Below are 18,714 nucleotides of genomic sequence, written 5' to 3'. Positions count from 1 at the left end.
CAGGACATTTTGTCCTGACCTTTTATTTTTTTAGGTTTTGAATGCTGATAGATGAAATAAAATGGGAAAATGCTATAATATATATTTAGTATTAATATGGAGGTTACAACATGAAATGTATTGTTGGACTTGGAAATATAGGAAAGAAATATGAACTTACGCGCCATAATATTGGTTTTGAAGTTGTTGATGAACTATTAGAAAGACATCAACTAGACTTGGATAAGCAAAAATTTAAAGGCGCATATACAATTGGATTAATAAATGGTGAGAAAGTATTATTAATTGAACCAATGACATTTATGAATTTATCTGGGGAAGCTGTTCGTCCTTTGATGGATTACTATAATGTGGATATAGAAGATTTGATTGTACTTTATGATGATATGGATCAACCTCAAGGTAATTTGAGATTACGTCAGAAAGGAAGCGCTGGTGGACACAACGGCATGAAATCATTAATTCAACACTTAGGAACAGATCGATTTAATAGAATTCGAATCGGAATAGACCGACCAACAAATGGTATGAGTGTACCGAGTTATGTGTTACAGAAATTCTCAAGTGATGAAATGATAACGATGAAAAGTGTAATTGAACATGCTGCAGACGCTTGTGAAGCACTTATTAAAGGTGAAACTTTTCAAAACGTCATGAACCAGTATAACGGTGAAGTGAAATGAAACATGTCATTCATGAAATGATTCAGAACGATGAGCGTTTTCAAGATTTAGAACGTATTTTTGGTAAAAAAAACATTCTAATCACTGGCTTAAATCAGTCGAGTAAAGCGTTAATGATATTAGAACAATATCTTAAGCATGATAAACAGTTAGTCATTATAACAAATAATTTATATCAAGCAGATAAATTAGAAACAGATATACTTCAGTTATTGCCTTCAGAGGAAGTATTTAAGTTTCCTGTACAAGATATTATGATCGAGGCGTTTTCTACACAAAGTCCTGATTTAATGAGTGAAAGAATTAGAACATTAACCCACCTTGCACAAGGCAAGAAGGGCTTATTTATCGTGCCTATAAACGGGCTGAAAAAGCAACTGACACCTGTATCAATTTGGAAAGATCATTTTAAATCTATTCAAATCGGTGATGACATCGATTTAGATGAGTGGTCTAAAGAATTGATAGATATGGGGTATAAGAGGCAATCCCTTGTATCGGCTATTGGTGAATTTTCAATTCGTGGTGGATTAATTGATATTTATCCTGTGACTGGAGATCCTGTACGTATTGAATTGTTTGATACGGAAGTAGATGGTATGCGACTGTTTGATGTTGAATCTCAGCGTTCTCTAGAAAATGTTAAAAAAATCGAAATCACAACAGCAAGTGATTATATCTTTACAAGTGAACAAATTAATCAGTTATCTGAACGAATAGAAGATGTACATGAACAAACAAGAGTGAAATTGCCAACCGAAATTCGTCCAGATTTAAAAGAAACATATCAAAATATATTAATGCAAAGTGATGAATTGAAAGATCATCAAATTTTGAGACGTGTTATTGCATTTATGTATGATGAAGAGACTACATTTACAGACTACTTAGCAGATGATGCACTTGTTGTTGTCGATGAATATAATCGTATTAAAGAAACTGAGAGTGCATTAGATGTTGAAATCGAAGAATTTACACAATCATTGATTGAATCTGGACAAGGGTTTATAGGGCAACGATTTATATCAGAAAATGCATTTACTGAGTTGCTGAATCAACATAAAGTATCTTATTTCACCCTATTTACAGCGAATATGCCAGTTGAAATCGAAGAAATGATTAAATTCTCGTGTAAACCTGTTCAACGTTTCTATGGTCAATATGATATTATGAAATCTGAATTTGATCGTTTTATGAAGCAAGGTTTTACGGTTGTTCTATTAGCTGAATCCGAAACGAGAAAAAGTAGAATCCAAAGTATGTTATCGGACATGAACATCCCAACTGTAATCGATAGAGTTAAAACAGTAGGACAAAGCGGTCTAGCTGTTGTGACAGATGGTGCTTTATCTGAAGGTTTTGAACTTCCATATATGAAATTAGTAATCGTTACTGAAAGAGAATTATTTAAAGCGAGAGAGCGTAAACAGTCTAAGCGAAGACAAAAGTTATCCAATGCTGAAAAAATAAAATCTTATCAGGAACTGAATGTCGGAGATTATGTTGTTCATGTACATCATGGTGTTGGTAAATATCTTGGTGTCGAAACATTAGAAGTTTCTGGTATTCATAATGACTATATTAAAATCCATTACAAAGGGACAGATCAATTATTTGTTCCTGTTGATCAGATGAATGATGTACAGAAATTTGTTGGATCTGATGATAAAGAGCCTAAGCTTAATAAATTAGGTGGAACTGAATGGAAAAAAACTAAAGCCAAAGTTCAAAAAAATGTTGAAGATATTGCTGATGAATTATTGAAACTATATCAAGAACGTGAGCAAGTTGAAGGTTATCAATACGGTCCAGATAGTGAAGAACAAATGACATTTGAAATGGACTTTCCATATGAACCTACGCCAGACCAAGTAACATCTTTAGAAGAAATTAAAGTAGATATGGAAAAAAGAAGACCTATGGATAGATTGTTATGTGGTGATGTAGGTTATGGTAAGACGGAAGTCGCAATTAGAGCTGCATTTAAGGCTGTCTTAGAAGGAAAGCAGGTTGCTGTGTTAGTACCAACGACTATTTTAGCGCAACAACATTTTGAAACGTTTAGAGAACGTATGCAAGAATATCCAGTCGAAATACAAATGATGAGCCGATTTAGAACACCTAAACAAGTGAAAGAAGCTAAAGAGGGTATTAAATCAGGATCTGTAGATATCGTTGTAGGTACACATAAATTATTAAGTAAAGATGTACATTATAAAGATTTAGGTTTGTTAATCGTGGATGAAGAACAACGATTTGGTGTGAAACATAAAGAACGTATTAAAGCGTTAAAAACGAACGTAGACGTACTGACCTTAACAGCTACACCTATACCAAGAACATTGCATATGAGTTTATTAGGTGTGCGTGACTTATCAGTGATAGAAACGCCACCAGAAAATCGTTTTCCAGTACAAACATATGTGTTAGAACAAAACATGAGCTTCGTTAAAGAAGCGCTTGAAAGAGAACTGTCTCGTGGAGGACAAGCTTTTTATTTATACAATAGAGTACAGTCGATTTATCAGAAGAGTGAGCAACTTTCAATGTTAATGCCAAATGCAAGAATAGGTGTTGCACATGGACAAATGTCTGAAAGAGAATTAGAAGAAACGATGCTTAACTTTGTCGATGGTGTATATGACATATTAGTTACGACAACGATTATTGAAACAGGTGTTGATGTTCCTAATGCGAATACATTGATTATTGAAGATGCAAATCGATTTGGACTCAGTCAATTGTATCAATTGCGAGGTAGAGTCGGACGTTCAAGTAGAATTGGTTATGCATATTTCTTACATGAACAAAACAAAGTGTTAACTGAAGTGGCAGAGCAAAGGCTACAAGCGATTAAAGAATTTACAGAGTTGGGTTCTGGATTTAAAATTGCCATGCGTGATTTAAATATTCGTGGAGCAGGTAATCTATTAGGAAGCCAACAACATGGATTTATTGATTCAGTGGGATATGATTTATATTCTCAAATGTTAGAAGAAGCGGTTAATGTTAAGCGTGGTATTGAGGTTGAAACGGAAGTGCCTCAATTAGAAGTAGACATTAAACTTGATGCATATATTCCAGCTGAATATATAAAAAATGAACAAGCTAAGATTGAAATGTATAAAAAGTTAAGATCTATTTCAACACATGCCCAATTAGAAGACATAAGAGATGAATTGTTAGATCGATTCGGAGAGTATCCAGTTGAAGTGGAACGTTTATTAGATGTGGTAGAAATTAGACTGAATGGTATTCAGTTTGGAATCACAGAAATTAAAGAAGTGGCCAAAGTTATTCAATTAACAACATCTGAATATACAACAAATCATTTGAAAGGCGATGTGCTATTTAAAGTGACTGAACCATTAGGGAGAAAACTTAAAATAGCCGTTGCAAACAATCAAATGGTCTTTAAATTGCAGAAAACGAAGCAATGGTTGGATGATTTGAAGTTCTTGACTAAAGTTATTAATGAAAGTTTGGTAGATGATGACACAATCTAAACCGATATTTAACAGTGTATTATTGTTAACGGGAACAATGGTATTAGTGAAAGTGCTTAGCGCGATATATAGAGTGCCATATCAAAATATACTAGGTGATGAGGGGTTGTATGCTTTTCAACAAGTGTACCCGCTCGTTGCGATTGTAAGTGTTGTCAGCTTAAATGCGATGCCTAGTGTGATGAGTAGTTGGATGAATAACAGAAGACAATCAGAAATTAATGCTATGTTCTGGTTCTTACAAGTGAGTTGCCTTATTCTAAGTGCGGTCATATTTATATGTTCTGAATGGTTAAGTAGAATGATGGGAGATACGCATTTAACACCAATGATAAGGATGGCGAGTTTGACATTAATTCCACTCGTCTTTATCGCTATGGTCCGTGGTTATTATCAAATGCAACATCAAATGAATACCATTGCGATTTCTCAAGTAATAGATCAAATACTAAGAGTAAGTGTCATACTGTTTGCAATTGTCATCTATGTGTTAATGGATGTTTCGGTTTATAAAGCAGGAACGATTGCAATAAGTGGATCGGTCATCGGGTTAAGCAGTGTAGCAGTATATTTTTATTTCAAAAGAAGGCCAAAACTGCAATTTTCCCGGGAAATATATATGAAAGATACGAAAAGTATCATCATGATGACCGTACTATATGCCATTTCGTATTTAATCTTGATTTTATGGCAAGTGGTCGATTCATTTACGCTCATTCATTTGCTTCAGGAAACAGGCTATAGTTTCCATGAAAGTATTCGCATTAAAGGTGTATACGATAGAGGAGCATCATTGATACAAATGGGCTTAATTGTGACAACGACATTTAGTTTTGTACTTATACCGTTATTGACGGAACAACTACAAAAGAAAAATGATAAACTTGTGAATGAATATGCCAATACGTCATTAAAGATTACGGTATTATTTAGCATGGCGGCAGCAGTTGGTTTAATGAATTTATTACCGTTGCTAAATACAGTATTTTTCAAAACGAATGAACTCATTGCTACGTTAAGTATATTTATGCTTGCAGTTGTATTCGTCACATTTATTATTATGTATACGGCATTACTGCAGGTGAAATCAAGACGTGCTGTACTCGTTATGGCATTAACAATTGGTCTTATAATAAAAATTGTGGCAAACGAAGTCTTAGTTGCTCAGTTTGGCATTGTTGGTGCAAGTATATCGACCATTCTTTCACTTGCTGTATATACGTTCGTGTTGCACTATTATGTGATGAAACTATATAAGATTCAAAGTATGGGCTTATTTATTATGAAAGTGATCACTTTGCTAATAGTGATGTCTGTGTTTGTACAAGGTGTATTGTTCATACCGACACATTCAAGAATGACAAGCCTAATGTTACTTGTCTTGGCAGGTATAATTGGCGTAAGTGTAGTGTTAATAGGTATAATAAAAATGAAAATACTTATAAAAGATGAATGGCAACATTTGCCTTTAATGGATAAGATAATAAAGGAGTAATTTAATCATGGCACAACAAATATTCGTTGTGGGTTTAGGGAATTATAGTGTTGAAGAATTACCAATGGGTATATATCGTAAGCTACAGTCAACGAAGAAGATATATGCACGAACATTAGACCATCCTGTTGTAAGAGAACTTGATGCTCTTAACTGGCAAGGATTCGATAGCATATATGAAAAACATGATGATTTCATAGCAGTGTATAATGAAATTGTAGATGTGCTAATAGAAACGGCGAAACAGGAAGATGTCGTTTACGCAGTGCCTGGAGATCCAATGGTAGCTGAGACAACGACGCAGCTACTGTTGAAAGAGTATCCAAATGTGAAAATACTAGGTGGGAAAAGCTTCCTAGATGATATGTTCCGCGCCGTAAACATTGATCCGAATGACGGTATCACGATGTTAGATGGTACAAGTTTAAATGAAGACACATTAAATGTACGAACAAATACAATCATTACGCAAGTTTATGACCAAATGGTTGCATCTGATATTAAAGTGACATTAATGGAAAGATACCCTGATGAGCATGAAGTTACATTGGTTTCTAACGCGAGGTTAGGTGAAGCGGATATCATAACTTGCCCATTATATGAAATGGATCATCATGCGGTACTGTCTAATTTAACAAGTTTATTTGTTCCTCGAATTGTTGAAGAAGAACAGATGTATAATGACTTTCAATATTTAGAAAAAACAATGGACGTTCTTGTATCTGATGAAGGTTGTCCTTGGGATAAAGTGCAAACACATGCAACGTTGAAACGATTCATCATTGAAGAAGCTTTTGAATTAATCGAAGCAATTGACGAAGAAGATATCGATCATATGATTGAAGAACTTGGTGATATATTATTACAAGTTATGTTGCATGCTGCGATTGGTAAGAAAGACGGCTACTTTGATGTGAGAGAAGTCATTCAAGGATTAACGGATAAAATGATTCGCAGACATCCGCATGTATTTGGAAATCAAGAAGCAGCTAATATGGAAGACTTGAATCAAATTTGGCAAAACGAAAAGTTAAAAGAAGGAAAAGTAAATCGAGAAAAACTGGAAAAAATATTTGCCGATTACTTTTTGAAGTTGTATGATAAAACCAAATTGCAGGGATTTAACGAAGGTGAATTAAAAGAATTTATCAATAAAGGAGATTTAAAACTTTGAGACTAGATAAGTATTTAAAAGTATCTCGATTAATAAAACGTCGTACGCTCGCTAAAGAAGTGAGTGACCAAGGAAGAGTTAAAGTGAATGGTCTAGTAGCTAAAGCAGGAACGACGATTAGTGTCGAAGATGAATTGGAAATCAAATTGGGCAACCGAATTATTGTTGTTAAAGTAACAGGGTTGTCAGAACACGCGAATAAAGAAAATGCTAGAACCATGTTTGAAGTTATAAAAGAAGAAAAAATACAGGATACTTTATAAATAAGGAGGGTCGTATATGGCGCAAAAAATTAAAAACTTAGATAATGAATTTACACAGTCTCAAAACAAGAAAAAGAAGACTGTCAGTAAGACGCGCCAAGTGGTACGGAAGCGCCTGACCTTATTTGGTGGAGTGTTAATATTAATTATTTTGATTATGGTTACGATGCTTATTCTACAGAAGAATAGAAACGATGAATTAGCGCAAGAAAGAAAAGAAAAAGCAGCAGAATATGAAAAAATGCAGGATAAAGAAATAGAGCTGAAAGAACAAATCAAACGATTGAATGATAAAGATTATATAGAGAAGCTAGCAAGAAGTGAATATTTCTTGAGTAATGATGGCGAAATTATATTCAAATTACCAGAAAATCAAAAAGAAACGAAAAAAAATAAATAATCTATTTATGACGTTGTATAATTTAGTATAGAAGCATATAATAAGATTAAAGTGAATTTATATCAGGAGGATACAGTAATAATATGTCAATTGAAGTAGGCAGTAAAGTCAAAGGGAAAGTTACAGGTATTAAGAATTTTGGTGCGTTTGTAGAATTACCTGAAGGTAAAAGTGGCCTTGTGCATATCAGTGAAGTGGCTGATAACTACGTCGAGAACGTGAATGACCATTTAACTGTAGGCGATGAAGTAGAAGTTAAAGTATTAACAGTAGCAGATGACGGTAAAATTAGTTTATCTATTAAAAAAGCTAAAGAGAGACCTAAACGTCAAGCACCTAAGAAAGAACCAAAGCCGGAAGACTTTGAGAAAAAATTATCAAACTTTTTAAAAGATAGTGAGGATAAGTTGACGTCTATTAAGAGACAAACTGAATCACGTCGTGGTGGTAAAGGTGCAAAACGATAATTTATAATAATTAAAAGAGGCTAATTTGTAGAGCCTCTTTTTATTTTGAATAGAACGAGTGAACTTTTTTGAAATAGAGGTGTGTAGCAATGCTTGAAGTAACTTGGAATAAAGATGATTGTCTAGCATTGGCCGTTTCAACAGGGATAGATAGCATGACACTCTTACACATGTTAAATACGACATACAAACATACGTATAAGCAATTGATTTGTTTACATGTGAATCATGGTTTAAGAGACGAATCAAAAGATGAAGCGGCATTTATTCAGTCGTATTGTGATGAACAAGGTATACCGTTGTATGTTAAAGCGTTAGACTTATCGGCATTTGTTGATCAGAATAAGAGTATTCAAGATGCTTCGAGGCATTTGCGTTATGCATGGTTTGATGAAATGATGCATGCAACGCATAGTAATGTATTGCTTACTGCGCATCATCTAGATGATTTGAAAGAAACAATCACTTACAGGTTATACACTGGAAGAATTGGACGTGCATCAATGGGTATTGAAGCGGTGCAAGATCGACCTGGATATAAGCTTGTTAGACCATTGTTGGATATGTCTAAATCTGCAATCAAACAATATCAACGTGAAAACGATGTTCCATATTTTGAAGATGAATCTAATCAATCGTCTAAATATGCACGTAACTATGTGCGAAACCAACTATTACCATCTATTGAACAACGACAAGAATTCTCAACGCAACATTTGATTGAATTAAATCAATGGATGAATGATGCAAGAGATTTGGTAAAAGAACAAGCAGTGTTGTTTATGGAAAGTGTTATTCAATCAGATAATCACGTCATTATTGATAGGCACGCTTTTAATAAATTGAATCGTTTAGTAAAGGTTGAGATTTTGGATCAATTAACTGAACAGCACGTCAAACGGCAGTTTAGTGTGAAGGCATATCACGAATGGGTCAATGTATTTGAGAATTTTGATAAACAATCTGTGTTTTCAATATCTGATGATTGGCAGTTTATAGTGGCATATGATAAATTATTACTATGTGAAGATATTGAGTTCAATGTAAATTCAACATTTATTAATCGTGATGAACAATATATTTTTGGGAATTGGTTAATTGAAACGAAAGACATAGCATCACCTTTATTTGTAAGAAAGAGATTGTCAGGAGATCGTATTCAGTTTTATAACCGGGGAAATAAACATCACAAAAAAGTAAACAGAATCATGATCGATAATAAAATGGATATACACGAGAGAGATCGTTGTCCGATTCTATTGTCCGAAAATGAAATTGTTGCTGTTGGTGACATTTGGAAAGACTTTTATTTTAAAAACACATTAACTATTACTTATATTGGAGATGACATTTAATGAAAGATTCGATTAAATCTGTTGTACTTTCGGAGGAGCAGATTCAAGAAAGATGTAAAGCATTAGGGAAACAGATTACTGAAGATTACAAAGGTAAAACGCCAATCTGTGTGGGTATCCTTAAAGGTTCGATTATGTTTATGGCTGATTTAATTAAATGTATAGATACACATATTGAAATCGATTTTATGGATGTATCTAGTTATCATGGTGGAACTGAATCGACAGGTGAAGTGAAAATATTAAAAGATTTAGGCACATCAGTTGATAATAGAGATGTAATTATCATTGAAGATATCTTAGAAACGGGTACAACTTTAAATTCTATTGTAGATTTATTGAAATACAGAAATGTAAAATCAATTGAAATTGTTACATTGTTAGATAAACCAATGAAACGTAAAGTAGATATTGAAGCAAAATATGTAGGAGAAAAAATTCCTGATGAGTTTGTAGTTGGTTACGGACTTGATTTTGCTGAAAAATATCGTAACTTACCATACATTGGTACACTTAAACCAGAAATATATCAATGATAGTTGTGATTGAGGTTAATTACTAGCATAAGAATTTATAAATATGGTAAAATTTTTCTTAGTTTTATTAATTGAGTAGGAGGACAAAGTGAATGCAAAAAGCTTTTCGTAATATATTAATGATTGCGCTTTTAGCTATCGTCCTATTTGGTGTATTTCAGTTCATTAATGGTAATGGACAATCACCAAAACAGCTTACATATAATGAGTTTATGACGAAGCTTGAAAAAGGCGATTTAAAAACGCTAACGATTCAACCTGAACAAAATGTATATATGGTTAGCGGAGAATTGAAAAAAGGTAAAGACAAAACTTATACATCTTCTATCTTATTTAACAATCAGGATGATTTGAAAAAAATCACATCAACTGCTGAAAAGCAAAATGATTTGAAGTTTAATGTTAAAGAAGAAGAAAAACAAAGTGTGTTCGTAAGTGTATTAACAACGCTTATCCCTGTTTTAATTATTGCATTTTTATTTATATTCTTCTTGAGTCAAATGCAAGGCGGCGGCGGTGGCGGCGGCCGTGTAATGAACTTTGGTAAATCAAAAGCAAAACTTTATGATAACCAGAAAAAACGTGTGCGCTTCTCAGATGTAGCCGGTGCAGACGAAGAGAAACAAGAGTTAGTGGAAATTGTTGATTTCCTTAAAGATAATCGTAAATTCAAGAAAATGGGCGCACGTATACCTAAAGGTGTCTTACTCGTTGGTCCTCCTGGTACAGGTAAGACATTACTAGCTAGAGCAGTTGCGGGTGAAGCAGGAACACCATTCTTCTCAATCAGTGGTTCTGATTTCGTTGAGATGTTTGTTGGTGTTGGTGCAAGCCGTGTACGTGACTTGTTTGAAAATGCTAAGAAAAATGCACCTTGTATCATCTTTATTGATGAGATTGATGCAGTTGGACGTCAGCGTGGTGCTGGTGTTGGTGGTGGTCACGATGAGCGTGAACAAACATTGAACCAATTACTTGTAGAAATGGACGGATTCGGTGAGAACGAAGGCATCATAATGATTGCTGCAACAAACCGCCCTGACATTCTAGATCCAGCATTATTACGTCCAGGTCGTTTTGACAGACAAATTCAAGTTGGTCGTCCAGATGTAAGAGGACGTGAAGCAGTACTTAAAGTACATGCACGTAATAAACCTTTAGATGAAACTGTTGATTTAAAAGCTATTTCTCAAAGAACACCAGGTTTCTCTGGCGCAGATTTAGAAAACTTATTGAACGAAGCATCATTAGTAGCTGCACGTTCAAATAAAACGAAAATCGACATGAGAGATATAGAAGAAGCGACAGATAGAGTTATAGCAGGTCCTGCTAAGAAAACAAGAATGATTTCTGAAAAAGAAAAAAATATTGTTGCTTATCATGAAGCAGGTCATACAATTATTGGTTGTGTATTAGATGAAGCTGAGATGGTTCACAAAGTTACAATCGTACCACGTGGTCAAGCTGGTGGTTACGCAATGATGCTTCCAAAAGAAGATCGTTACTTTATGACTGAACCTGAATTGTTAGATAAAATTGTTGGATTACTTGGTGGACGTGTATCTGAGGAAATCATATTCGGAGAAGCATCAACTGGTGCGCATAATGACTTCCAACGTGCAACAAATATTGCACGTAAGATGGTTACTGAATATGGTATGAGTAAGAAATTAGGTCCACTGCAATTTGGTAGCACAGATAGCGGCCAAGTATTCTTAGGTAAAGATATGCAATCTGAACCTAACTATTCAGATCAAATTGCTTATGAAATTGATTCAGAAGTTCAACGTATTATCAAAGAACAATATGATCGTTGTAAGCAAATTCTTACAGAGCATCAATCTCAATTAGAATTAATTGCGAAGACTTTATTAGTCGAAGAAACGTTAGTTGCTGAACAAATTCAATCGTTATTTAATGAAGGTAAGTTACCAGAAGTTAAATATGATGATTCTCATGTTAACCAAACAGAAGAATCAGATGAAGATAAATATAAAGGTGACTTAACTGAACAAGAAGGTACATTAGATATTGAAGATAAAGAAGTAGGTAAATCTTATGATGAGGTTAAAGAAGAAACTTCTCACGATACAACGCGTGAAGATAAATCTGATGAACCAGCACATAAAGAAGAACCAAATATCGATGACCTAGGCGACAATAAACCGACAGATCGTAAAGAATAATATTACAAAGTCCCTTTCAATATGTTGATTGAGAGGGGCTTTTTTTAAAAAGAAGGAGTATAAAAATGACACAAGATTATTTAGTAAGAGGATTAGCTTTTAATGATGAAGTTAGAGCATTCGCTGTAAAAACAACAAAAACAGTACAAGAAGCACAGACGCGTCATTATACATGGCCAACAGCATCAGCAGCACTTGGTAGATCAATGACTGCTGGTGTAATTATGGGTTCAATGTTAAAAAATGAAGAAAAATTAACAGTTACAATAGATGGAGGCGGACCAATTGGTAAGATGATGGTCGACGCTAACGCAAAGGGAGAAGTTAGGGGATATGTTGAAAACCCACAAACACACTTCCCGTTAAATGATCAAGGTAAATTAGATGTAAGACGTGCGGTTGGTACAGACGGAATGTTGAGTGTTGTAAAAGATATTGGTTTGAAGGATTACTTTACAGGATCAACGCCGATTGTTTCAGGTGAACTAGGAGAAGATTTTACTTATTACTTCGTTACAAGTGAACAAGTTCCGTCAGCTGTTGGTTTAGGCGTACTTGTTAATCCAGATAATACAATTAAAGCTGCTGGTGGATTTGTTATTCAATTAATGCCGGGTGCGTCAGAAGAAACAATTTCTGCAATAGAGAAAAAAATTAATGAAATGGAGCCTGTTTCTAAATTAATAGATAGAGGTTTATCTCCTGAAGAAATCATTGAAACTGTATTAGGAAAAGAAAATACACGTATGATTGATAAGATGGATGTTGAATTTAAATGTAATTGTTCAAGAGAGAAATTCTTAAATGCCATTAAAGGGCTTGGAGAAGCTGAAATTGATGCAATGATTGAAGAAGATCACGGCGCTGAAGCGGAATGCCATTTCTGTCGTTCAAAATATCAGTTTTCTGAACAAGACTTAATTGATCTTAAACGAGCTAAATAAAAAGTTGTTTAGTAAATACTTTCACTTTAATGGAACTTTTGATATAATCAATATATCCGATAAATGAACTAAGGTATAAAATACTGTTTAGGAGTGAAAGATATATGGCTAAGAGAGTAAATAATATCGTTGAACTTATAGGTGATACACCTGTAGTTAAATTAAATAATGTGGTAGAAGAGGGTTCTGCTGACGTTTATGTTAAATTAGAATATCAAAACCCAGGTAGTTCTGTGAAAGATAGAATTGGTTTAGCAATGATTGAAGCTGCTGAAAAAGATGGCAAAATCAAACCAGGCGACACAATTATTGAACCTACATCTGGTAATACAGGTATTGGTCTTGCGATGGTTGCTGCTGCAAAAGGCTATAAAGCAGTATTTGTAATGCCTGATACAATGAGTAGCGAACGTCGCTCACTATTAAAAGCATACGGTGCTGAACTTGTTTTAACACCTGGTGCTGAAGGTATGAAAGGCGCAATCAAAAAAGCTAAAGAATTAAGTGAAGAAAAAGGATACTTTGAACCACAACAATTTGAAAATCCTGCAAACCCTAAAGTGCATGAATTAACAACTGGACCTGAATTATTAGAACAATTTGAAGGCACAGAAATTGATGCTTTCTTAGCTGGTGTAGGTACAGGTGGTACTTTATCAGGAGCTGGTAAAGTGTTAAAAGGCAAATATCCTAATGTACAAATTGTTGCTATTGAACCAGAAGCTTCACCTATTTTAAGTGGTGGAAATCCTGGACCTCATAAATTACAAGGTTTAGGTGCTGGATTTGTTCCGGATACATTAAATACTAATATTTATGATGACGTTATTAAAGTTGGTAACGAAGAAGCAATGGAAATGTCTCGTAAAGTTGCTAAAGAAGAAGGTATTCTTGGCGGAATTTCATCAGGAGCTGCTATTGTAGCTGCATTGAAAAAAGCAAAAGAATTAGGCGAAGGAAAAACAGTTGTAACAGTATTACCAAGTAATGGTGAACGTTACCTATCTACTCCTTTATATGCTTTCGAAGACTAAGTTATATAAATAGAATAAATGATGCGAAGGAAGGCTGGGACATAATGCAATGTCTCAGTCTTTTTTTAGTATCTCGTCATCCTTGCCGGGGCGGGACTACGAAATCTTTTTTATAAATAAGATTTCTATCCCACGCCCTCTTTTTAAATTTGTTATAATTAATTTATCTATGAATAAAGGAAGGAAGACGACTTTGGCTACTACAAAAATGATGGGTATATTGAATGTAACACCCGATTCCTTTTCAGATGGAGGCGCATATAACAGTGTTGAGCAAGCACGTGCACACGCCGAGAAATTAATTTCTGAAGGTGCCGATATTATTGATATTGGAGGTGTGTCAACAAGACCAGGATATACGGAAGTGAGTTTAAAGGAAGAATTGGAAAGAGTGATTCCAGTTGTAGAAGCTTTGAATGATCTAGATGTACAACTTTCTGTCGACACATTTCGAAGCGAAGTTGCAGAAGAAGTGTTAAAACGTGGTGCAACGATGATTAATGATCAATGGGCTGGATTGTACGATCCTGAGATATTTAATGTTGTCGCAAAATATAATGCAGAAATTGTATTGATGCATAATGGAGATGGACACAGAGATATCCCTGTAATGGAGGAATTACTTCTAAGATTGTTGAAGCAAGCGAACCAAGCCGAAATTGCCGGTATACCTGAAAAAAACATTTGGTTAGATCCAGGTATAGGATTTGCCAAGTCTAGAGAAGAAGAGCGCATAGTGATGTCGCGATTAGATGAATTAGTTGCTACAGGATATCGCGTATTACTTGCTACTAGCCGAAAGAGATTGGTTAATGATTTGTTAGGTGGCGAAATGAGTGTAGATGAACGTGATGAAGGAACGGCTGCAACAACTGCTTTTGGCATTGAAAAAGGTGTGCATGCGGTAAGGGTACATAATGTATTGATGAACAAAAGAGTTGCTAAAACAATAGACGCATTAAAGGAGATTGATAATCATGGATAAAATTATTCTGGAAGGTATGTCTTTTTACGGTTATCATGGTGCGTTTAAAGCTGAAAATGAATTAGGACAAATATTTTTAGTGGATTTAGAACTGTTTTTAGATTTACAAGAAGCTGGGGAATCCGATGATCTTGAAAAGACAGTTCATTATGGTGAAGTCTTTGAATTGGTAAAGGGAATTCTGGAAGGTGAACCCGTACAATTAATCGAACATCTTGCTGAACGTATTGCAAAACAAATCTTTTCGCACTATAATCGAGTATTGGAAACCAAAGTTAAAATTACTAAGAATAATCCCCCAATACCTGGGCACTATAAAGGTGTGAGTATTGAGATTGCGAGGAAGAGATAATGCATATCGCATATTTAGGTTTAGGAAGTAATATGGGAGATAGGCAACTTCTATTAGAAGAAGCAATCCAATCGCTGAATGCAGTGAACGGTATTGAAGTAACAAAGATTTCTCCGATATATGAAACAAAGCCAGTAGGATATACAGAGCAACCTGATTTCTTAAACATGTGTATTGAAATCTCAACAGAATTAGAATCATCAGAGTTATTAAATGTTTGTATGACGGTTGAACAACAACTTCATCGTGTTAGAGTTGAAAGATGGGGTCCGCGTACAATTGATATAGATATTTTGCTATATGATCAATCTGTGATTCAATCACCAGATCTAGAAGTCCCACATCCGAGAATGACAGAAAGAGCGTTTGTGATGATACCACTAAACGATATCGCCTCAAATGTGGTTGAGCCAATATCTAAGAAATATATATGGGAGCTATTGCCAAACGACGAACAAGTAGTAAAGTATAATAGTGAAAGAAATTAAAAAATGTTGAGATGAATAATCACTCGAAACAAAAGGTGAGTTAGTAACTATTCTTGAATGATTCGTCAATGAAACAGAAGAGCTAGAATTAATGCACGTAATTTAATTAAGGAGTGGAATATAATGTCAGAAGAAATGAATGACCAGATGTTGGTCCGTAGAGAAAAATTACAAGAGTTAAGAGATTTAGGAATTGATCCGTTTGGTGAGAAATTTGTAAGAAGCGGTGATTCTAAATCATTACATGCAGATTGGGACCAATTTAGTAAAGAAGAACTACATGAGAAAGAAGAAGAATCAGCTGTAGCTATCGCTGGTCGTTTAATGACTAAAAGAGGTAAAGGTAAAGCAGGATTTGCTCATGTTAAAGATATTACAGGACAAATTCAAATCTATGTTAGAAAAGATCAAGTTGGTGACGAACAATTTGAAATTTGGAAACATGCAGATTTAGGAGATATTGTTGGTGTTAAGGGTGTAATGTTTAAAACAAATACAGGTGAATTATCTGTTAAAGCACAATCATTTACTGTTTTAACTAAATCTTTACGTCCATTACCTGATAAATACCACGGCCTTCAAGATATTGAACAACGTTACCGTCAACGTTACTTAGATTTAATTACAAGTGAAGAATCTACTAAAACATTCATTACACGTAGCCAAATCATTCAAGAAATGCGAACTTACCTTAATACAAAAGGTTTCTTAGAAGTAGAAACACCAATGATGCACCAAATTGCTGGTGGAGCTGCTGCTCGTCCATTCGTTACACACCATAATGCATTAGATGCAACTTTATATATGAGAATCGCAATCGAATTACATTTAAAACGATTAATCGTTGGTGGATTGGAAAAAGTATATGAAATAGGAAGAGTATTCCGTAATGAAGGTGTATCAACAAGACATAATCCAGAATTCACTATGATTGAATTATACGAAGCATATGCAGACTATAATGATATTATGGACTTAACTGAATCAATGGTAGCTGCAATTGCTGAAAAAGTTCTTGGCAATACAACTGTTCAATATGGTGAAGAGTCTATAGATTTAGCACCTCAATGGAAGAGATGGCACATGGTTGATGCTGTAAAAGAATTTACAGGCGTTGATTTCTATGAAGTTAAAACTGATGAAGAAGCACATGCTTTAGCTAAAGAACATAATATTGAAGTAGAAGGTCGTATGACTTACGGACATATCCTTAATGAATTCTTCGAACAAAAAGTAGAAGAAAACTTAATACAACCTACTTTTATTTATGGACATCCAATTGAAATTTCACCATTAGCTAAGAAAAATCCAGAAGATCCAAGATTTACGGATCGTTTTGAATTATTTATTGTTGGTAGAGAGCATGCAAATGCATTTACTGAGTTAAATGATCCTATTGATCAACGTGAAAGATTTGAAGCGCAAATGAAAGAGAAAGACCAAGGTAACGATGAAGCACATGAAATGGATGATGACTTCATTGAAGCTTTAGAATATGGTATGCCTCCAACAGGTGGTTTAGGTATCGGTATTGACCGTCTAGTAATGTTACTTACAAACTCTGCTTCTATTAGAGACGTACTATTATTCCCTTATATGAGACAAAAATAATAAATCAAAGTGATTTATTAATAGAAGATAGTAAAAATTGTTCCTTCAATCCTAAGAAATTTTAAATAGGATTGAAGGTTTTTTAGATAATAGATATATTTAAATGGAGCCTACGTTATTGAAATTGCGTGTAAAAAGTATGTAAAAGCGTGAATACAGTCTGTATTAGATCGGTTTCAAGTATAAATTGATAAAAACGAAAGTTTTTTCTCCAAAAGTGTTGACGTGTGTTTATAAATTGTGTATTATATAAAAGTCGCTGGAAACAGGACGCATATCAATTCGAGATGTTTGTAAAGAAAGTTAATAAGGTGTAAAATTTACTATTGAAATGCCTTGATAAGTTCTTTATAATATATAAGGTAAGACAAAAACGAAAAAACATTGTCTGGTGACGATGGCAAAGAGGTCACACCTGTTCCCGTGCCGAACACAGAAGTTAAGCTCTTTAGCGCCGATGGTAGTTGGACTTACGTTCCGCGAGAGTAGGACGTTGCCGGGCAGTGATGTTTATTGGAGAATTAGCTCAGCTGGGAGAGCATCTGCCTTACAAGCAGAGGGTCGGCGGTTCGAACCCGTCATTCTCCACCATTTTCGCCGGCCTAGCTCAACTGGTAGAGCAACTGACTTGTAATCAGTAGGTTGGGGGTTCAAGTCCTCTGGCCGGCACCATTTTTTAGAGCCATTAGCTCAGTTGGTAGAGCATCTGACTTTTAATCAGAGGGTCAGAGGTTCGAATCCTCTATGGCTCACCATTATATTTAATATAAAAATAATTATTTAGCGGAAGTAGTTCAGCGGTAGAATACAACCTTGCCAAGGTTGGGGTCGCGGGTTCGAATCCCGTCTTCCGCTCCATTATTATTTTTTTCTTGCCGGGGTGGCGGAACTGGCAGACGCACAGGACTTAAAATCCTGCGGTAAGTGATTACCGTACCGGTTCGATTCCGGTCCTCGGCACCATTTTTTAGCGCCCGTAGCTCAATTGGATAGAGCGTTTGACTACGGATCAAGAGGCTAGGGGTTCGACTCCTCTCGGGCGCGCCATTTTAAATAACGGGAAGTAGCTCAGCTTGGTAGAGCACTTGGTTTGGGACCAAGGGGTCGCAGGTTCGAATCCTGTCTTCCCGACTTCTATTAATACTTATGGGGGCTTAGCTCAGATGGGAGAGCGCCTGCTTTGCACGCAGGAGGTCAGCGGTTCGATCCCGCTAGTCTCCACCATTATTATTAAA

At 35.1% G+C, this 18,714-nt stretch carries 16 protein-coding genes, 8 tRNA genes and 1 rRNA gene; all 25 read left to right on the top strand.

Features of this window, described 5'->3' with window-relative positions; translation table 11 throughout:
- Window positions 1-110: 110 nt before the first annotated feature.
- The 25 genes from pth to P3U32_RS11985 all read left to right on the top strand — a co-directional run bounded on the left by pth (window position 111) and on the right by P3U32_RS11985 (window position 18,703).
- On the top strand, window positions 111-683 hold the full coding sequence (pth, locus tag P3U32_RS12105) for an aminoacyl-tRNA hydrolase (RefSeq protein ID WP_323703416.1): 573 nt from the start codon (window positions 111-113) through the stop codon (window positions 681-683).
- On the top strand, window positions 680-4,189 hold the full coding sequence (gene mfd, locus P3U32_RS12100) for a transcription-repair coupling factor (protein ID WP_323703415.1): 3,510 nt from the start codon (window positions 680-682) through the stop codon (window positions 4,187-4,189). The genes pth and mfd overlap by 4 nt, the downstream gene beginning before the upstream one ends.
- The gene (locus P3U32_RS12095) at window positions 4,173-5,684 is read left to right on the top strand and encodes a polysaccharide biosynthesis protein (RefSeq protein WP_323703414.1); all 1,512 of its coding nucleotides are present in this window, start codon (window positions 4,173-4,175) and stop codon (window positions 5,682-5,684) included. The genes mfd and P3U32_RS12095 overlap by 17 nt, the downstream gene beginning before the upstream one ends.
- Window positions 5,685-5,691: 7 nt before the next feature.
- Window positions 5,692-6,858, top strand: coding sequence for a MazG nucleotide pyrophosphohydrolase domain-containing protein (locus P3U32_RS12090; RefSeq protein WP_323703413.1), 1,167 nt, complete (start codon window positions 5,692-5,694; stop codon window positions 6,856-6,858).
- Window positions 6,855-7,121 (top strand): RNA-binding S4 domain-containing protein, encoded by a 267-nt coding sequence (locus P3U32_RS12085; RefSeq protein WP_323703412.1) that lies wholly within the window; start codon window positions 6,855-6,857, stop codon window positions 7,119-7,121. Before P3U32_RS12090 ends, P3U32_RS12085 begins: the two co-directional genes overlap by 4 nt.
- 16 nt (window positions 7,122-7,137) lie before the next feature.
- Window positions 7,138-7,521, top strand: coding sequence for an FtsB family cell division protein (locus P3U32_RS12080; RefSeq protein ID WP_323703411.1), 384 nt, complete (start codon window positions 7,138-7,140; stop codon window positions 7,519-7,521).
- 83 nt (window positions 7,522-7,604) lie between these two features.
- On the top strand, window positions 7,605-7,988 hold the full coding sequence (locus P3U32_RS12075) for a S1 domain-containing RNA-binding protein (RefSeq protein ID WP_323703410.1): 384 nt from the start codon (window positions 7,605-7,607) through the stop codon (window positions 7,986-7,988).
- Window positions 7,989-8,077: 89 nt separating this feature from the next.
- Window positions 8,078-9,343, top strand: coding sequence for a tRNA lysidine(34) synthetase TilS (tilS, locus tag P3U32_RS12070; RefSeq protein WP_323703409.1), 1,266 nt, complete (start codon window positions 8,078-8,080; stop codon window positions 9,341-9,343).
- Window positions 9,343-9,879: a hypoxanthine phosphoribosyltransferase gene (hpt, locus tag P3U32_RS12065; RefSeq protein ID WP_323703408.1), complete on the top strand. Its 537-nt coding sequence runs from the start codon at window positions 9,343-9,345 to the stop codon at window positions 9,877-9,879. Before tilS ends, hpt begins: the two co-directional genes overlap by 1 nt.
- Before the next feature lie 92 nt (window positions 9,880-9,971).
- On the top strand, window positions 9,972-12,065 hold the full coding sequence (gene ftsH, locus P3U32_RS12060; RefSeq protein ID WP_323703407.1) for an ATP-dependent zinc metalloprotease FtsH: 2,094 nt from the start codon (window positions 9,972-9,974) through the stop codon (window positions 12,063-12,065).
- 65 nt (window positions 12,066-12,130) lie between these two features.
- Window positions 12,131-13,009, top strand: a complete 879-nt coding sequence (hslO, locus tag P3U32_RS12055; RefSeq protein WP_323703406.1) for an Hsp33 family molecular chaperone HslO — start codon at window positions 12,131-12,133, stop codon at window positions 13,007-13,009.
- Between the two features lie 104 nt (window positions 13,010-13,113).
- Window positions 13,114-14,043 (top strand): cysteine synthase A, encoded by a 930-nt coding sequence (cysK, locus tag P3U32_RS12050; protein ID WP_323703405.1) that lies wholly within the window; start codon window positions 13,114-13,116, stop codon window positions 14,041-14,043.
- A gap of 193 nt (window positions 14,044-14,236) precedes the next feature.
- Window positions 14,237-15,028 (top strand): dihydropteroate synthase, encoded by a 792-nt coding sequence (gene folP, locus P3U32_RS12045; RefSeq protein ID WP_323703404.1) that lies wholly within the window; start codon window positions 14,237-14,239, stop codon window positions 15,026-15,028.
- Complete coding sequence (gene folB, locus P3U32_RS12040) at window positions 15,018-15,380, top strand: dihydroneopterin aldolase (RefSeq protein WP_323704891.1); 363 nt, start codon at window positions 15,018-15,020, stop codon at window positions 15,378-15,380. The genes folP and folB overlap by 11 nt, the downstream gene beginning before the upstream one ends.
- Entirely contained in the window at window positions 15,380-15,868 is a 489-nt protein-coding gene (gene folK, locus P3U32_RS12035; protein WP_323703403.1) for a 2-amino-4-hydroxy-6-hydroxymethyldihydropteridine diphosphokinase, read from the top strand. Before folB ends, folK begins: the two co-directional genes overlap by 1 nt.
- A gap of 123 nt (window positions 15,869-15,991) precedes the next feature.
- Entirely contained in the window at window positions 15,992-17,479 is a 1,488-nt protein-coding gene (lysS, locus tag P3U32_RS12030) for a lysine--tRNA ligase (RefSeq protein WP_323703402.1), read from the top strand.
- A 387-nt stretch (window positions 17,480-17,866) separates the two neighbouring features.
- Window positions 17,867-17,981 (top strand): 5S ribosomal RNA (gene rrf, locus P3U32_RS12025).
- Window positions 17,982-17,994: 13 nt separating this feature from the next.
- Window positions 17,995-18,070 (top strand) — tRNA-Val (locus tag P3U32_RS12020).
- 5 nt (window positions 18,071-18,075) lie between these two features.
- Window positions 18,076-18,151: transfer RNA gene (locus tag P3U32_RS12015), tRNA-Thr, on the top strand.
- A 7-nt stretch (window positions 18,152-18,158) separates the two neighbouring features.
- Window positions 18,159-18,234: transfer RNA gene (locus P3U32_RS12010), tRNA-Lys, on the top strand.
- A gap of 28 nt (window positions 18,235-18,262) precedes the next feature.
- Window positions 18,263-18,337 (top strand) — tRNA-Gly (locus P3U32_RS12005).
- Window positions 18,338-18,353: 16 nt separating this feature from the next.
- Window positions 18,354-18,442: transfer RNA gene (locus P3U32_RS12000), tRNA-Leu, on the top strand.
- Between the two features lie 7 nt (window positions 18,443-18,449).
- Window positions 18,450-18,526 (top strand) — tRNA-Arg (locus P3U32_RS11995).
- Window positions 18,527-18,536: 10 nt separating this feature from the next.
- Window positions 18,537-18,610 (top strand) — tRNA-Pro (locus P3U32_RS11990).
- A gap of 17 nt (window positions 18,611-18,627) precedes the next feature.
- Window positions 18,628-18,703: transfer RNA gene (locus P3U32_RS11985), tRNA-Ala, on the top strand.
- The last annotated feature ends 11 nt before the right edge of the window (window positions 18,704-18,714 follow it).

The sequence above is a fragment of the Mammaliicoccus sp. Dog046 genome (assembly GCF_034039665.1).
Taxonomy (GTDB): Bacteria; Bacillota; Bacilli; order Staphylococcales; family Staphylococcaceae; genus Mammaliicoccus.
This window is presented reverse-complemented; position numbering and strand designations above follow the sequence as displayed.

Excerpts from the sequence above, each read along its gene's own strand:
- pth (WP_323703416.1), top strand. The coding sequence starts at position 111 with ATGAAATGTATTGTTGGACTTGGAAATATAGGAAAGAAATATGAACTT.
- mfd (WP_323703415.1), top strand. The coding sequence starts at position 680 with ATGAAACATGTCATTCATGAAATGATTCAGAACGATGAGCGTTTTCAA.
- P3U32_RS12095 (WP_323703414.1), top strand. The coding sequence starts at position 4,173 with ATGATGACACAATCTAAACCGATATTTAACAGTGTATTATTGTTAACG.
- P3U32_RS12090 (WP_323703413.1), top strand. The coding sequence starts at position 5,692 with ATGGCACAACAAATATTCGTTGTGGGTTTAGGGAATTATAGTGTTGAA.
- P3U32_RS12080 (WP_323703411.1), top strand. The coding sequence starts at position 7,138 with ATGGCGCAAAAAATTAAAAACTTAGATAATGAATTTACACAGTCTCAA.
- P3U32_RS12075 (WP_323703410.1), top strand. The coding sequence starts at position 7,605 with ATGTCAATTGAAGTAGGCAGTAAAGTCAAAGGGAAAGTTACAGGTATT.
- tilS (WP_323703409.1), top strand. The coding sequence starts at position 8,078 with ATGCTTGAAGTAACTTGGAATAAAGATGATTGTCTAGCATTGGCCGTT.
- hpt (WP_323703408.1), top strand. The coding sequence starts at position 9,343 with ATGAAAGATTCGATTAAATCTGTTGTACTTTCGGAGGAGCAGATTCAA.
- ftsH (WP_323703407.1), top strand. The coding sequence starts at position 9,972 with ATGCAAAAAGCTTTTCGTAATATATTAATGATTGCGCTTTTAGCTATC.
- hslO (WP_323703406.1), top strand. The coding sequence starts at position 12,131 with ATGACACAAGATTATTTAGTAAGAGGATTAGCTTTTAATGATGAAGTT.
- cysK (WP_323703405.1), top strand. The coding sequence starts at position 13,114 with ATGGCTAAGAGAGTAAATAATATCGTTGAACTTATAGGTGATACACCT.
- folK (WP_323703403.1), top strand. The coding sequence starts at position 15,380 with ATGCATATCGCATATTTAGGTTTAGGAAGTAATATGGGAGATAGGCAA.
- lysS (WP_323703402.1), top strand. The coding sequence starts at position 15,992 with ATGTCAGAAGAAATGAATGACCAGATGTTGGTCCGTAGAGAAAAATTA.